This is a genomic window from Anaeromyxobacter terrae, assembly GCF_022690685.1.
Taxonomy (GTDB): Bacteria; Myxococcota; Myxococcia; order Myxococcales; family Anaeromyxobacteraceae; genus Anaeromyxobacter; species Anaeromyxobacter terrae.
On the sequence record NZ_JALCYY010000002.1, the window covers coordinates 20,077 to 34,107 of the forward strand.

Below are 14,031 nucleotides of genomic sequence, written 5' to 3' on the forward strand. Positions count from 1 at the left end.
CGTGGCCGGCGTCCGCCTCGAGCTCGAGTCGCTCGCGAAGTCGTACGGCGGCGTGCCCGCGCTGCGCGGCGTGAGCCTCTCGGTCGGCGACGGGAAGCTCGTCGCCGTGGTCGGCCCGTCGGGCTGCGGGAAGTCCACGCTGCTGTCGCTCGTCGCCGGCCTCGACGCGCCCGACGCGGGCGTCATCCGGATCGACGGCCGCGTCGTGAACGACCTCTCCCCGCGGGAGCGGGACGTCGCGATGGTGTTCCAGAGCTACGCCCTCTACCCGCACATGACCGTGCGGCGGAACCTGGCCTTCCCGCTCGACGTGGCCGGCGTCCCGCGCCGGGAGATCGCGGCGCGGGTGGAGGAGGTCGCGGCGCTGCTCGGCCTCGCGCCGCTGCTCGACCGGCGCCCCGCCGCGCTCTCCGGCGGGCAGCGCCAGCGCGTCGCGCTGGGGCGGGCGCTCGTGCGCCGCCCGAAGGTGTTCCTCCTCGACGAGCCGCTCTCGAACCTCGACGCAGCGCTGCGGCTCGGCGTGCGCGCCGAGCTGAAGAAGCTGCACGAGCGGCTCGGCGCGACGTTCGTGTACGTCACGCACGACCAGGCCGAGGCGATGACGCTCGCCGACCGGATCGCGGTCCTCCGCGACGGCGCGCTGGAGCAGGTGGGGACGCCGCGCGAGATCTACGGCGCGCCGGCCACGGCGTTCGTGGCGCGCTTCGTCGGGACGCCGCCCGTGAACCTCGTCGCGCCGGAGGTGCTCGGGCTCCCCGAAGGCCCCATCGACGTGGCGCTCCGGCCCGAGGACCTGCGGGTCTCGCGCGAGGCCGGGGCAGCCGGTCTCGCGGCGCGCGTCTGGCTCGTCGAGCCGATGGGCTCGGAGACGTGGGTGACGGTGGAGCGCGCGGGCGCGCGGCTCGTCGCGCGCTGCGAGGCCGCCTTCGACGCGCCGCCGGGCGCTCCGGTGCGGCTCGGGTTCGATCCGCGCCGGCTGCAGCGGTTCGAACGCGAGACGGGGCGACGCGTCGTGCCCGATCGCCCCGGGTGAGGCCGCGCGCCCGGTGCCGGGCGCGCGGCCCGATGCGTTGCGTCCGGCCGCAGGGCCGCTAATGAACCGGCATGCCCGACCCATCGCAGCCGCTCCTCTACGGCGAGCTCGCGGGGTGGTTCCACCTGCTCACCTCGCCGGACGAGTACGCGGACGAGGCCGCGTTCTACCGGGAGGCGCTGGTCGGCGTCGCCGGGCCCGTCGCGACGCTCCTCGAGCTGGGGAGCGGCGGCGGCAACAACGCCTCCCATCCGCTGCACGCTCACGGACGTGTCCGAGGCCATGCTCGCGCAGAGCCGCGCGCTCAACCCCGAGTGCGAGCACGTGCCGGGGGACATGCGTGGCCTGCGGCTGGGACGGACGTTCGACGCGGTGCTCGTGCACGACGCGATCACGTACATGACGAGCGAGTCCGACCTCCGCGCCGCCATCGCGACGGCCCTCGTCCATTGTCGCCCGGGAGGGGCGGCGCTGTTCGTGCCGGACTGTACGCGCGAGACGTTCACGACGCGCACCGACCACGGCGGACGCGACGGCGACGGGCGGGCCCTCCGATACCTCGAGTGGACGTGGGATCCCGATCCCGGCGACTCGACGTACCTCGTGGACTTCGCGTATCTCCTCCGAGAGGGCGGGGACGTTCGGGCCCTCCACGATCGCCATGTGTGCGGGCTCTTTCCGCGCGCGCGCTGGCGCGCGCTGATCGCCGAGGCGGGCTTCGAGCCGCGACCGCTGCCTCGGGACCCCGGCGCGGACCTCGGGAGCGAGGTCTTCCTGGCAGTGCGCCCGTGATCCACGGAGCATCGCGACGACGGTCGCCCGCCGCATGGGGCACGGTCCGTGGCGCGCCAGCGCCACGGCGACTCCGTTCACGGTCGCCCGGCCCCTGCGTCCGACGCACGCCGGCTCGCCCGCCCCCTGGGCCCCGCGGCGCCCAGGCGGGGCGCGCGGCGCGCTCGCCCGCACCGGGCGGGCCGCGGCGGTGTACGAAGGCGCCTGAACCGACACGAGAGGTGACGAGCGATGGCCGGCAAGCTCCCCGAGAACTTCCTCCGCTTCAAGGGCACGCACCCCGAGATCTACGCCGCGTTCGAGGAGCTCGGGCGCACGCTGCACGAGAGCGGGCCGCTCTCCGAGCGCGAGCGGCGGCTCGTGAAGCTCGGCATCGCGGTGGGGCTCGGCACGGAGGGCGGCGTCCACTCCGCCGTCCGCTTCGCGAACGCCGGCGGCTGCTCGCGCGAGGACATCGCGCACGTCGTCCGGCTGGCCATCACGACCATCGGCTGGCCGCGGGCGCTCGCCGCCATGAGCTGGGTGGAGGATCTGGTCGGCGAGGAGAAGTAGCGAGCCCGCGCCCGCGCCGGCGGGTCGGCGCGAGCGGGGCGGCTGCGGCACCGGGTACTCGGTCAGTACACGTCGGTGCCGGTCGCGAGCGCGGCCTCGAGCGGCGGCGGGGGCCGGCGCTCCTTCTCCTCGGCGGTGCGGCTGCGCGCGCCCTCGCGCTGCAGCTCGGCGGCGCGCCCGTGCCGCGCGAGCATGTAGTAGAGGACCGGCACCGCGTAGCGGGAGAGCAAGGTCGCCGCGACCGCGCCGGCCATGAGCGCCACCGCGAGGCCCTGGAAGATCGGGTCCGCGAGCATCACGGCGCTCCCGACGATCACGGCGAGCGCCGTGAGCGCCATCGGCCGGAACCGGACGAGCACCGCCTCCTCCACCGCCGCCGCGAGCGGCATCCCCTCGCGCAGCTTCAGCTCGGCGAAGTCCACGAGGATGATGCTGTTGCGGACGACGATCCCCGCCCCTGCGATGAAGCCGATCATGCTCGTCGCGGTGAAGAAGGTCCCGCCGAGCGCGTGCGCCGGCAGGATCCCGATGAGCGACAGCGGGATCGGGACGAGGATCACGATGGGCATGGAGAAGCTCTGGAACCAGCCGACCATGAGCACGTAGATGAGCAGCATCACCGCCGCGAAGGCGAGGCCGAGGTCGCGGAAGACCTCGAGCGTGATGTGCCACTCCCCGTCCCACTTGAGCGAGGGCGACTCGGTGTCCGCCGGGTGGGCGAGTCCGTAGCGCGCGACCGGCTCGCCTCGGTCCCCGCGGAGTCCGTCGAGCTTCTTCTCGAGCGCGAGGAGCGCGTAGAGCGGGCTCTCGATCTGGCCGGCCAGATCGGCGGTGACGTAGGAGACCGGCTTCAGGTTCTTGTGCTGGATCTCGGCCGCCTCGCGGGTCCGCTCGACGCGGACGAGCTCGGAGAGCGGCACCTGGCCGCGCGCGCCCGGGACGGTGAGCGCGAGGAGCGTGTCGAGCCTGGAGCGCTGCGCCGGCGCGAGCTGGAGGACGAGCGGCACCTGCGCCGCGCCGCGCTCGACGTGGAACGCGCCGAGCGGCACGCCGTAGCCGGCGGCGGCGAGGGTCTGCACGACGTGCGCGGGCGCCACGCCGTGGAGCGCCGCCTTCTCCCGGTCCACCGCCACGACGAGCTTGGGGGCCGTGGGATTGAGCGTCGAGTCCACGTCCACGATGCCGGGCACGGCGCGGAACGCCTCGCGCACCTCGCCGGTGATCCGATCGCGGGTCGCCGCGCTCGGGCCGTAGATCTCGGCCACCATCGTGGCGAGCACCGGCGGGCCGGGCGGGATCTCCACCACCTTCACGCGCGCGTCGTGCGGCTTCGCGAGCGCCTCGATCTCCGGACGCACCCGGACCGCGATGGCGTGGCTCGAGGCGTGGCGGTCCCCCTTCGCGACGAGGTTCACCTGGAGGTCCACCTGCTCCGGCGCCTCGCGCATGAAGCTGTGCCGCACCATGCCGACGAAGGTGAACGGCGCGGCCACGCCGGAGTGGACCTGGACGCTCTCCACCTCCGGCTCGGCGAGGAGCCGGCGCGCCACCTGCTGGCCGAGGGCGAGCGACTCCTCTCGGGCGGCGCCCGCGGGGAGATCGAGCTGCACCTGGAACTCCCGCTTGTTGTCGAAGGGGAGCATCTTGACCTTCACGGCGCCGGTGAAGAGCAGCGCCGTCGCGGCGAGGAGCAGCACCGCGACGCCGGCGAGGAAGCCGACGCGGACCTTCCAGGTCCCGAGCAGCCAGCGGACCATCCGGCGGTCGGCGCGCGCGAGCCGCCCCTCGGGCGCGGTCTCGGGGTGCGCCGACGGCAGGTCGTGCTCGGGCTCCGGCGCGTCCCGCGCCGGATCGGAGGGGTGGAGGCCGCTCGCGTCCGTGTCCGGGAGGTGCGCCTCCTTGCGGAAGATCTTCATCGCCGCCCAGGGGCTCACGACGAACGCGATGACGAGCGAGAAGACCATCGCGACGCTCGCGCCCACCGGGATGGGCCGCATGTAGGGGCCCATGAGCCCGCGCACCATCGCCATCGGCAGGATGGCCGCGATGACGGCGACCGTGGCGAGGATGGTCGGGTTCCCGACCTCGTCCACCGCGTCGAGCACGACCCGCGCGAAGCTCCGGCGCGGGCCGGGCAGGTACATGTGGCGGTGGATGTTCTCGACCACCACGATCGCGTCGTCGACCAGGATGCCGATCGAGAAGATGAGCGCGAACAGCGTGACGCGGTTCAGCGTGTAGCCGTTCAGGTAGGTGAGGAGCAGGGTCAGGGCGAGCGTCACCGGCACGGCGACCGCGACGACGAGCGCCGAGCGCCAGCCCATGGCGAGGAGGATGAGGGCGATGACCGAGAGCGTCGCGATGAGGAGGTGCTCGATGAGCTCGTTCGACTTCTCGCCCGCGGTCTCGCCGTAGTTGCGGGTGATCGTCGCGTCGACCGAGGCCGGGATGAGCCCGCCGCGCAGCGCGTTCACCTTGGCGATGACCCGGTCGGCGAGCTCGGTCGCGTTCGTCCCGGGCCGCTTCGCCACCACCACCGTCGCGGCCTGCTCGAACCCGGGCCGCTCCTTCGAGGCGGTGAGCACCACCGCGGGCTCGGGCTCGGGCCCGTCCGTCACGCGGGCCACGTCCTCGACGTAGAGCGGCCGGCCGTCGCGCACCGCGACGACGACGCGCCGGAGCTCCTCCGCGGACCGCGCGAACCCGCGGGCCTCGACCTCCACGCGCGCGCCGCCGTCGACGAGCGCGCCGGCGGGGAGCTGCGCCTGGGCGGACTGGAGCGCCTGGTGGAGCTCGCCGATGGAGACGGACAGGGTGCGCAGCTTCGCCGGATCGGGCTCGATGCGCACGACGCGCCGCGCGGCGCCCTCGACGCGCACCTGCGCGGTGCGCTCGACGTCCGAGATCTCCCGGGCGACCTGCTCGGCGAGCTTGCGCAGCTCGCCCGCCGGGAGCGCCTCCCGGCCGTGCAGCGTCACGGTGAGGAAGGGGACGTCGTCGATGGTGAGCGCCCGGACGACGGGCGGCATCGTGCCTTGCGGCAGCAGCTCCGGGTGCGCGCCGAGCTCCTGGTGGACCTTCACGAGGCTCGGCTCGAGCGGCTCGTTCACCTTGAACCGCACGGTGATGAACCCGGCGTTCGGCCGGCTCGTGCTGTAGAGGTACTCCACCCCCGGGATGCCCCACAGCCGCCGCTCGAGCGGCGTCACGACCTGGCTCTCCACCTCGGAGGGCGTGGCGCCCGGGAACGGCACCATGACGTCGACCATGGGGACGACGATCTGCGGCTCCTCCTCGCGCGGCGTCAGCGACACGGCGAGCACGCCGAGCAGGATCGACGCGAAGACGATCACCGGCGTCAGCTTCGAGCGCAGGAACGGGCGCGCGAGGCGCCCGGCGAGGCCATACTCCTGCTCCTTCACGGCTGCACCTCCACCGGCTCCCCGTCGCGCAGCGCGCCGGGGGCGTCGATCACGGTCTCCTCGGGCCGGAGGCCGGCGCGGACCGCGAAGCCGTCGCCGGTCGGCTCGCCGAGCGAGAGCCAGCGCAGCTCGGCCTTGCCGCCCGAGGCCACGAACACGCCGGTGAGATCGCCGCGCTCGACGAGCGCGCTCCGCGGCACCCAGGCGCCGCGCGCGCCCTCCGGCGCGCCCGGCACCTCGAGTCGCGCGAACGCGCCCGAGCGGAGCTCGCCCGTGACGCTGCGCACGCGCGCGCGCAGGCCGCGCCGGTGCGAGACCGGGTCGCCGCCCGGGGTGAGGGCGGTGATCTCGGCCTGGCCCTTCGCGTCGCCCGAGACGAACGGGAGCGCTCGCCCGAGCGCGAGCCCGGCCGCCTCCGCCTCGGTGAGGCTCGCCTGGAGCTCGAGCGTGTCGCCCTCGAGCTCCAGGAGCGGCTGGCCGGGGCCGACCATGTCGCCCGCCGAGATGCGGCGCGTCTGGAGGGTGCCGGCGAACGGCGCGCGGATCTGGGCGTAGTCGAGGTTCGCGCGCGCCGCGGCGAGGCCCGCCTGGGCCTGCGCGCGCTGGGAGACCGCCATCTCGAGCTCGGAGGGCGTCGCCGCGCGCTCCGCGGCGAGGGCGCGGATGCGCTTCTCGTGCGCCGCGGCCGCCGCGTAGCCGCTCTCGGCCGCGGCGAGCGCGCCGCGCAGGTCGTCGTCGGAGAGCGACACGAGGAGCTGGCCCTGCTTCACGCGCTGGCCCTCCTCGACGTGCAGCGCCGAGACGTGGGCGGCGATCCGCGTCGAGAGGGTGGCGCGGCGCGCAGCGATCACGTTCGCCGGGACGAGGTGGCCACCCGTGGGCGTCGTGTCGCCGTGGACGGGCCGGACGCGCCGCGGCGTGGCGGCCTGTGGCGCGGCGGCGGGCGAGGCGACGACGAGCGCGGGCGCGAGCAGCGCCAGCGCGGCGAGGGCAGCGGTCTTCATGGCGTGATCCCTTCGATGGGCAGGTTGAGCGCGAGCGCGAGGCGGGCGCGCGCGACGCGCGCCTCGAGCCGGCTCGCGAGGAGCAGGGCGCGGGCGCCGGCGAGGCCGGCCTCCGCGTCCAGGACGTCGGTGAGCGGGAGGAGGCCCTGGCGGTGGCGCGCGCCGCGGAGGTGGCGGGCCGACTCGGACGCCGCCACCGCCTCCTCGGCGGAGCGGATCCGGACGTCGGCGGTCTCGACCGCGCGGCGCGCCTCGCCGACCTCCCGGGTCGCCTCGCGCTCACGCCAGACGAGGGCCTCTCCCGCCGCGCGGGCCCGCGCCTGCGCCGCGCGCGTGGCCTGTGCGTCGGCGAGCGAGAGGTCCCAGCGCAGCATGAGGCCGAGCGTCGTCCAGCTGCCGCCGCGGGAGAGATCGCTCCCCTCGCGCATCGTCTCGGCGCTCGCCTGCGCGAAGAGCGACGGGAGCAGGCTCCCGCGCGCGGCGGAGACGCCAGCGTCCGCGGCGTCGCGCTGGAGCCGCGCCGCCACGAGATCGGGCCGGTCCGGCGGAGGCGGCGCGCCGTCGGCGACGGGCGGCAGCGGCGGGAGGGCCGCCACGGGCGTCGCGAGCTCGGCCTCCCCGACCGCGTCACCGGCGACGAGCGCGAGCCCGGAGCGGGCGGAGGCGCGCCGCTGGAGCGCGGCGGCGCGCTCGGCCTCCGCCTGGGCGCGGAACGCGGAGGCGCGGGCGAGGTCCGCGTCGAGCGCGAGCCCCTGGGCGTTCCGCTCGCGCACGAAGCGCTCCGTCTCCTTCGCCTGCGCGAGGAGGTCGTCGGCGTAGCGGACACCTTCCTCCGAGACCTGCGCGCCGAAGTAGGCCTCGACGACGGCGGCGGCCATCTCGAGCCGGCGCCGCTCGTGGCTCGCCGCCTCGGCCCCGGCCATCGCGCCCGCGGCGCGCGACCCGGCCGCGACGCGGCCCCCGGTGAAGACCGGCAGGTTGAGCGCGGCGCCCGCGCCCCAGCCCCCTACCGCGTCCGGGTGGTTGAGCCGCGCCGGGTCGAAGTCCGACTGGCCGATGCGGGCCTGATCGAGCTTCAGCCCGAAGGCCATCATCGGCTCGTCGGTGCGGACGCCACGGCCGGAGAGGGAGAGCGTCGGGAGGTGTCCGGCGCGGGCGCGCGCCGCCTCCGCGCGCGCGGCCTCGACCTGGGCGGAGGACGCCTTGAGGCCCGCGTTCTCCTGCCAGGCCGCGCGGATCGCCTCCTGGATGGTGACGGGCGGCGCCGCGGCGGCGCCGGCGGGGACGGCCGCGAGCGCGGCGAGCGCCGCGACCGTGAGCCGCTTCCACGTGATCGAATGGCTTTTCACAGGCGATGCGAGCCGTCATCGCGTGAAAAGTTTCGGCAGCGAGCTCGTCTTTGCGCCGATGGGGCTTCGGCGAATCGCTTCGACCGGCGACGGCTCTACGCGAGGCTAGGTCTTCTCGCCTTCGCGCATCCACGCCTTGAGTGTCGCAACCCGCTTGCGCCATGCGCGGCTCGTGCGGACGTCCAGGAAGGCGCCGGAGAGCGCGTCCACGATGGCGGAGAGCCGCTCGGCGAGCTCGAGCCGCTCGAGCAGCCGATCGTCCTCCTCCTCGGTCAGGAGCTCCGGCAGCTTCGCGGCGCGCACGTCCAGGAACTCCGCGTCGAGCGTCGTCTCGTACACCCGCTCGGCGTGCTCGATGCGCACGCGCGCCTGGTGCACGAGCAGGCCGGCGTCGAGGGCCCGGCGCACCTGCGCCGAGTACGGCGCGAGCGCGCCGCGCGCGACGAGCTCCGTCACGTCCCCCGCGATGCCGCGGAGCGTGAGGCGCCCGACGAAGACGACCGTCACCCCCGCGCCGTCGAGCTCGATCACGGGCTCGGTCGACTCGGAGCGCCACAGGAGCCAGGTCAGCAGCTCGCGGCCGAGGTAGGTCCGGCCGCGCAGGAGCTGCTCGCGCGCCTTGTCCTTCTCGACCTCGGCCTCGTCGCGGCGCTCCTCCTCGGTGGGGAGCCCGTCCACCCCCGCGTCGCCCCGCTGGACGGCCGCGTCGGTCCGCGCCTGCTCACGCCTCGACATCGCTCACCTCCCGCCTGGACGACTCGAGCCCCACGAGCTCCGGCGTCGGCGCGAGCGCGGCGTCCGGGGTCCCCGCCTTCGCGGCGAGCGCGCCGGGGGTCAGCGGCGCGAGCTTCAGCTCGAGCGCGCCCTCGAGCGCGGCGGCGATCTCGTCCACCGCCTTGCGCGAGGCGGCCCAGATCTGCACCTGGCCGGCCTTCAGGTTGAGGCTGACGTCGTGCACGCGCGAGGTGGGGGTCGCGCGCTGGCGGAGCAGGTGCCGGACGGCCTCCTTGCGCTCCGCCTTCTCGCGCTTCGCCGGCGGCCGCCCGTGCTCCTTCTCGAACGCGACGCGCCAGCGCTCCAGCTCGGTGCGCAGCGCCGCGCCCGGCACCTTGAGCGTGTCGATGCGGAAGGCGAAGAGCGCGTACTCCCCCTGGATGATCGAGGCGAAGGACGTCGCGTCCTGGTCCTCGAGCTCCACGAAGCCGGCGGCGCGCTCCTCGTCGCCCTTGGCCGGGTCGAGCGGCTCGAAGGCGGCGGAGGCGAGCCCCTTCGCGAGCCAGCGCCGGGTATCCGAGAGAGGCTTCTTGCCCGGCTCCCACCGGAACCGGGCGAACGTGACGGCACCACCGAGGACGGGCATGGGCCGCGCAACATGAGCGAGTCCCGGCCCGCCGTCAACTGCGTCCCCCGCCCCCGGCTCGCGCGGGCCCTGCCCTGCGCTCCTCGACGGTCGCCGGATCCCGATCGGCCGCTCAGCGCTCGCGTTCTCGATACGCGCGCAGCTTCCGCCAGAGGGTGTTCCGCCCGATGCCGAGCGCGCGCGCCGCCTCGACCTGCGAGCCGCCGCACGCCTCGAGGACGCGCAGGACGTGCTCGCGCTCGACCTCCGCGAGCGTCCGCGCCGGCGCGTCCGCGCGGGTGGCGGGCGCGAGGAGCTCCTCGGGCAGGTGCTCGGGGCGGATCTCCGCGCCGCGCGCGAGCACCGTCGCGTGCCGCATCGCGTTCTGGAGCTCGCGGACGTTGCCCGGCCACGCGTACGCGACGAGCAGCCGCTCAGCCTCCGGCGTGAGCCCCTCCGCCGGCCTCCGCTCCGCCGCCAGGAACTGACGCGCGAGCGGGAGCACGTCCTCGCCGCGCTCGCGCAGCGGCGGCAGGCGGAGCACGAGGACCTTGAGCCGGTAGTAGAGGTCCTCCCGGAAGAGGCCCGCCGCCACGCGCTGGGCGAGATCGCGGTGCGTGGCGCAGACGAACCGGACGTCCACCCCGAACGCGCGCGTGTCGCCCACGCGGCGGATCTCGCCGTCCTCGAGCGCGCGCAGGAGCTTCGCCTGGAGCACGAGGGGCATCTCGGCGATCTCGTCGAGGAAGAGCGTCCCCCCGTCCGCCGCCTCGAGGAGCCCCTGCTTCTCGGCGGTCGCGCCCGTGAACGCGCCGCGCACGTGGCCGAACAGCTCCGACTCGAGCAGCTCCGCGGGCAGGGCCGCCACGTTGACCGGCACGAACGGCCTGGCGCCGCGAGGGCTCGCCGCGTGGAGGGCACGCGCGACGACCTCCTTTCCGGTGCCGCTCTCGCCCAGCACCACCACGGGCGCGTCGGAGTCGGCGAAGTCGTGCGCGCGGCGGAGGGCCGCCCGCATGGCAGGGCCCTCCGCGACGAGGTGGGCGGTGCGCGCGATGCGCGGGACGACGGTGTCGAGCCCGCAGACGTCGCAGGCCTCGTGCACGCGGAGCGGCGGCAGGGGACGTTCCATGGTGTTCCAATCCGGTGCTTAACGCCGAGCCCCGGGCCCCACAACCGCGGGATCGGCGGCTCTCCCGGGCGGCACGCCGCGTGCTCTTCGGAGCCCCGAAAGGAAACCCGACCCGAATGCCCCACCTCGACCGCAGCGCCACCGTCGCCCAGATCGTCGCCGACCACGCCGTCGCCGCCCGCGTCTTCCAGAAGCACCAGATCGACTTCTGCTGCCACGGGAACGTCACCCTCCCCGAGGCCTGCGCCGGCCGGCAGCTCGATCCCGACGCCGTGTTCGCGGAGCTCGAGGCGGCCCTCCCCTCGAGCGGGGAGGCCTCGCTCGAGGCGGACCCGCGATCGCTCACGGTGCCCGCGCTCGTGGCCCACATCGTCTCCCACCACCACGCCTACCTCCGCCGCGCGATCCCGTTCATCGCCCCCCTCGCGGACAAGGTCGCCCGCGTCCACGGCCCGAAGAACGAGAAGCTCGAGGAGCTGCGCCTCACCTTCGCGGAGCTGGCGGACGCGCTCGAGCCGCACCTCGACGACGAGGAGCAGGTGCTCTTCCCCGCGCTCATGTCGCGCAGCCCGGACCCGGCGCTCGTGCGGCGCGAGCTCGATCGCATGTACGAGGAGCACGTCGCGGTCGGGGAGCTGCTCGCGCGGATGCGCGCGCTCGCCGACGGCTACGCGACCCCGGAGTGGGGCTGCTCCACGTACCGGGTCCTGATGAGCGAGCTCGAGACGCTCGAGGGCGACGTGCTCCGCCACGTCCACCTCGAGAACCACGTGCTCATGCCGCGGTTCGCCGCAGGCCGGGGCGCGCGGTGCTGAGCTCGCCGGCGCCGGCGCCGGCGGTCACCGCCCCGCTCCGCGAGCAGCGCGCCCGGCTGCGCGAGACGCTCGCCGCGATCGGGGACCGCGTCGGCGCGCTCGCCGGGCTCGGGGCCGACGGCGCGGCCGCCGAGATGCGCGCCATCGTGGCCGCGCTCGACGCGTGCCTCCGGCCGCACCTCGCCTGGGAGGAGCGGACCCTGCACCCCGTGGTGGACAAGTACGCCTGCGAGGGGCCGGCCGCGTTCAGCGCGTCGATGCGCTACGAGCACGACATCATCCACCGCTGGAGCGCGGAGCTCGCGCGGAGGTCCGGCGGCGACCCGCGCGCCTTCGCGAGGCACGCGGATCGCCTGCTCGGCGTCGTGCTCGCGCACTTCGAGCTCGAGGAGCACGTCCTGTTCCCGATCCTCGATCGCACGCTCGGCCGGGAGGCATACCGCGCGCAGGTCGGCGATCCGCCACCGGCGTCAGACCGCCGCGGGAGCAGCTGACGCCTCGGCGGGCTGCGCGACCGACAGGATGCGGAGCCTCGCGACGCGCCCGTCCGGGAGCCTCCAGTCGATGTCGTCGCCGATCGAGAGCCCGAGCAGGGCCGCGCCGATCGGCGCGAGCACAGAGATCCGCCCCGAGGACGCGTCGGCGTCCCGCGGGTAGACCAGCACGACCTCGCGGCGCACGCCGGTCGCCTCGTCCACGAAGGCGACGCGCGCGTTCAGCGTGACGACGTCGGGCGGCGCGACCTCCACCGCGATCGCCCGGTCGAGCTCGGCGTCGAGCTGCTCGGCGGCGGTGGCGTCGCGGCTCGCGAGGTGCTGGTCGACGAGCGCGCGCAGGCGCTCGAGATCGGCGCGGAGGACGTGGATGGGCTTGCGGACGGGGGCGGACATGACGGCTCCTTCGGCGGGAACCACGGCCGGCGCGCGCGCCGGAGCGTGGGGAAGATGGCTGGGGGCCACCGCGGATGGCGGCGGCGGCGTGCTGTCGGGTGGCGCCTCGCCCTCGGTTACCGCAGGGAGCGCGAGGCGCGGGCGAGGAGGCAGGCCGTCTCGCGAGCGCACGCCCAGCTCGGCGTACCCTGCGTCACCCCGCGCCGCGAGAGCGGCGGGAGCTGCGGGCGCGAGCGATGGCGGGCGAGAGACGACATGCTCCTCTTCGTCTATCGGCGGGCGGGCGGCGCGTCAAGGCGCGAAGCCTCGCCTCTCCTCCCGCCGAGTCGGAGCCGCGGCGGATTGCGGGCCGGGTCGACGACGCATGCGTCGACCGCCACCTCGGCGTATTCGTATTTCACGCCTCGCGCCGCGCCCGGCGCCGCGCTGAACGGAGGGAACCCGATGGAGTACCGCAAGCTCGGCAACAGCGACCTCGTCGTGTCCGAGATCTCGCTCGGCTCCTGGCTCACCTACGGCGGCGGCGTGGCGCGCGCGGAGGCAGAGGGCTGTGTCCGCGCCGCGTTCGACGCCGGCATCAACTTCATCGACACCGCCAACGTCTACTCGGGCGGGCGGGCGGAGGAGCTCCTCGGCGAGGTGCTCCGGGGCGTACCGCGCGACTCCTACGTCCTCGCGACGAAGCTCTACTTCCCGATGTCCGAGACGGACCGCGGCCTGTCCGCCGCGCAGATCCGCAAGCAGCTCGACGCCTCGCTCCGGCGCCTGCGCGTCGATCACGTCGACCTGTACCAGTGCCACCGCTACGACCCGGAGACCCCGCTCGAGGAGACGATGGCGGCGCTCACCGAGGCGGTGCGGCAGGGCAAGACCCGCTACCTCGGGTTCTCGGAGTGGAGCGCGGACCAGATCCGCGCCGCGCTCGCGCTCCCTGGCGAGCGCTTCGTGTCGAGCCAGCCGCAGTACTCGATCCTCTGGCGCGAGCCGGAGGCCGAGGTCTTCCCGCTCTGCGCGCAGCAGGGGATCGGCCAGATCGTGTGGTCCCCGCTCGCCCAGGGCATCCTCACCGGGAAGTACCTCCCCGGCGCCGCCCCGCCCCCCGGCTCGCGCGCCGCGAGCACGACGATGGGCGTCTTCATCCAGCGGCGGCTCGACGACCGCGTGCTCGAGGGCGTGCAGCGGCTCCGCCCGATCGCGGCCGAGCTCGGGCTCACGCTCTCCCAGCTCGCGCTCGCGTGGGTGCTCCGGCGGCCGGAGGTCTCGTCCGCGATCATCGGCGCCTCGCGGCCTGCGCAGGTGACGGAGAACGCGAGGGCGTCTGGCGTGAAGCTCTCCCCGGACGTGCTGCGTCGCATCGACGAGGCGTTCGCCCTCCAGGCGTCCTCGTAACCCACCGTGAATCGCGAAGCGCACCGGAGCGCCCCGCGGCGATCGCGCGCGCTTCGTCATCACCACCGTCAGTGAACATGCCGGGGTCGCGTGAACCTTCCCAGGGTCGCGCTCGGTCGGGCGACTCGAGGTGACGCTGGGCACCGTCCCGCTCTCGCGCGATTTTCGTCACCGCCGACATTCACTGATGGTTGCTGAGCGATATCACCCACGTGATCTCGACCTCAGCAACCGCGCGGCGACCGGGCACTCTTCCCTCTCGGTCGCAGGTCAGGCTAGACTCACCCCAGTCGGGCTCAAGACATGTCGTGAAT

Annotated in this window: 13 protein-coding genes; 6 read left to right on the forward strand and 7 right to left on the reverse strand. The window is 74.9% G+C overall.

Features of this window, described 5'->3' with window-relative positions:
- Position 1: 1 nt before the first annotated feature.
- The 3 genes from MNY62_RS00915 to MNY62_RS00925 all read left to right on the forward strand — a co-directional run bounded on the left by MNY62_RS00915 (position 2) and on the right by MNY62_RS00925 (position 2,377).
- The gene (locus MNY62_RS00915) at positions 2 to 1,033 is read left to right on the forward strand and encodes an ABC transporter ATP-binding protein (protein WP_408628810.1); all 1,032 of its coding nucleotides are present in this window, start codon (positions 2 to 4) and stop codon (positions 1,031 to 1,033) included.
- A 282-nt stretch (positions 1,034 to 1,315) separates the two neighbouring features.
- On the forward strand, positions 1,316 to 1,825 hold the full coding sequence (locus MNY62_RS00920) for a class I SAM-dependent methyltransferase (protein WP_242342207.1): 510 nt from the start codon (positions 1,316 to 1,318) through the stop codon (positions 1,823 to 1,825).
- 231 nt (positions 1,826 to 2,056) lie between these two features.
- Positions 2,057 to 2,377, forward strand: a complete 321-nt coding sequence (locus MNY62_RS00925) for a carboxymuconolactone decarboxylase family protein (RefSeq protein ID WP_242342208.1) — start codon at positions 2,057 to 2,059, stop codon at positions 2,375 to 2,377.
- A gap of 62 nt (positions 2,378 to 2,439) precedes the next feature.
- On the opposite strand, the gene MNY62_RS00930 is transcribed toward MNY62_RS00925, so the two are convergent.
- The 6 genes from MNY62_RS00930 to MNY62_RS00955 all read right to left on the reverse strand — a co-directional run bounded on the left by MNY62_RS00930 (position 2,440) and on the right by MNY62_RS00955 (position 10,623).
- Positions 2,440 to 5,799, reverse strand: coding sequence for an efflux RND transporter permease subunit (locus MNY62_RS00930; protein WP_242342209.1), 3,360 nt, complete (start codon positions 5,797 to 5,799; stop codon positions 2,440 to 2,442).
- Positions 5,796 to 6,803 carry an efflux RND transporter periplasmic adaptor subunit gene (locus MNY62_RS00935; protein ID WP_242342210.1) on the reverse strand — a complete coding sequence of 336 codons (1,008 nt, stop codon included), beginning with the start codon at positions 6,801 to 6,803 and terminating at the stop codon, positions 5,796 to 5,798. Before MNY62_RS00935 ends, MNY62_RS00930 begins: the two co-directional genes overlap by 4 nt.
- Positions 6,800 to 8,152 (reverse strand): TolC family protein, encoded by a 1,353-nt coding sequence (locus MNY62_RS00940; RefSeq protein WP_242342211.1) that lies wholly within the window; start codon positions 8,150 to 8,152, stop codon positions 6,800 to 6,802. Before MNY62_RS00940 ends, MNY62_RS00935 begins: the two co-directional genes overlap by 4 nt.
- A gap of 105 nt (positions 8,153 to 8,257) precedes the next feature.
- Complete coding sequence (locus MNY62_RS00945; RefSeq protein ID WP_242342212.1) at positions 8,258 to 8,887, reverse strand: hypothetical protein; 630 nt, start codon at positions 8,885 to 8,887, stop codon at positions 8,258 to 8,260.
- Positions 8,874 to 9,512 (reverse strand): recombination-associated protein RdgC, encoded by a 639-nt coding sequence (rdgC, locus tag MNY62_RS00950; protein ID WP_242342213.1) that lies wholly within the window; start codon positions 9,510 to 9,512, stop codon positions 8,874 to 8,876. The genes MNY62_RS00945 and rdgC overlap by 14 nt, the downstream gene beginning before the upstream one ends.
- 112 nt (positions 9,513 to 9,624) lie before the next feature.
- Complete coding sequence (locus MNY62_RS00955) at positions 9,625 to 10,623, reverse strand: sigma-54 interaction domain-containing protein (protein WP_242342214.1); 999 nt, start codon at positions 10,621 to 10,623, stop codon at positions 9,625 to 9,627.
- A 116-nt stretch (positions 10,624 to 10,739) separates the two neighbouring features.
- Here MNY62_RS00955 and ric point away from each other — a divergent pair, with 116 nt between their 5' ends.
- The gene (gene ric, locus MNY62_RS00960) at positions 10,740 to 11,438 is read left to right on the forward strand and encodes an iron-sulfur cluster repair di-iron protein (protein WP_242342215.1); all 699 of its coding nucleotides are present in this window, start codon (positions 10,740 to 10,742) and stop codon (positions 11,436 to 11,438) included.
- Positions 11,432 to 11,932 carry a hemerythrin domain-containing protein gene (locus tag MNY62_RS00965; protein ID WP_242342216.1) on the forward strand — a complete coding sequence of 167 codons (501 nt, stop codon included), beginning with the start codon at positions 11,432 to 11,434 and terminating at the stop codon, positions 11,930 to 11,932. Before ric ends, MNY62_RS00965 begins: the two co-directional genes overlap by 7 nt.
- Here the strand turns inward: MNY62_RS00965 and rnk are convergent.
- Positions 11,909 to 12,328 carry a nucleoside diphosphate kinase regulator gene (gene rnk, locus MNY62_RS00970; RefSeq protein WP_242342217.1) on the reverse strand — a complete coding sequence of 140 codons (420 nt, stop codon included), beginning with the start codon at positions 12,326 to 12,328 and terminating at the stop codon, positions 11,909 to 11,911. The genes MNY62_RS00965 and rnk overlap by 24 nt on opposite strands.
- Before the next feature lie 444 nt (positions 12,329 to 12,772).
- Here rnk and MNY62_RS00975 point away from each other — a divergent pair, with 444 nt between their 5' ends.
- Complete coding sequence (locus tag MNY62_RS00975; protein ID WP_242342218.1) at positions 12,773 to 13,717, forward strand: aldo/keto reductase family protein; 945 nt, start codon at positions 12,773 to 12,775, stop codon at positions 13,715 to 13,717.
- The last annotated feature ends 314 nt before the right edge of the window (positions 13,718 to 14,031 follow it).

Bases quoted from the DNA above. Each gene is read 5' to 3' on its own strand.
- MNY62_RS00920 (WP_242342207.1), top strand. From the start codon at position 1,316: ATGCTCGCGCAGAGCCGCGCGCTCAACCCCGAGTGCGAGCACGTGCCG.
- MNY62_RS00925 (WP_242342208.1), top strand. From the start codon at position 2,057: ATGGCCGGCAAGCTCCCCGAGAACTTCCTCCGCTTCAAGGGCACGCAC.
- MNY62_RS00935 (WP_242342210.1), bottom strand. From the start codon at position 6,803: ATGAAGACCGCTGCCCTCGCCGCGCTGGCGCTGCTCGCGCCCGCGCTC.
- MNY62_RS00945 (WP_242342212.1), bottom strand. From the start codon at position 8,887: ATGTCGAGGCGTGAGCAGGCGCGGACCGACGCGGCCGTCCAGCGGGGC.
- rdgC (WP_242342213.1), bottom strand. From the start codon at position 9,512: ATGCCCGTCCTCGGTGGTGCCGTCACGTTCGCCCGGTTCCGGTGGGAG.
- MNY62_RS00955 (WP_242342214.1), bottom strand. From the start codon at position 10,623: ATGGAACGTCCCCTGCCGCCGCTCCGCGTGCACGAGGCCTGCGACGTC.
- ric (WP_242342215.1), top strand. From the start codon at position 10,740: ATGCCCCACCTCGACCGCAGCGCCACCGTCGCCCAGATCGTCGCCGAC.
- rnk (WP_242342217.1), bottom strand. From the start codon at position 12,328: ATGTCCGCCCCCGTCCGCAAGCCCATCCACGTCCTCCGCGCCGATCTC.
- MNY62_RS00975 (WP_242342218.1), top strand. From the start codon at position 12,773: ATGGAGTACCGCAAGCTCGGCAACAGCGACCTCGTCGTGTCCGAGATC.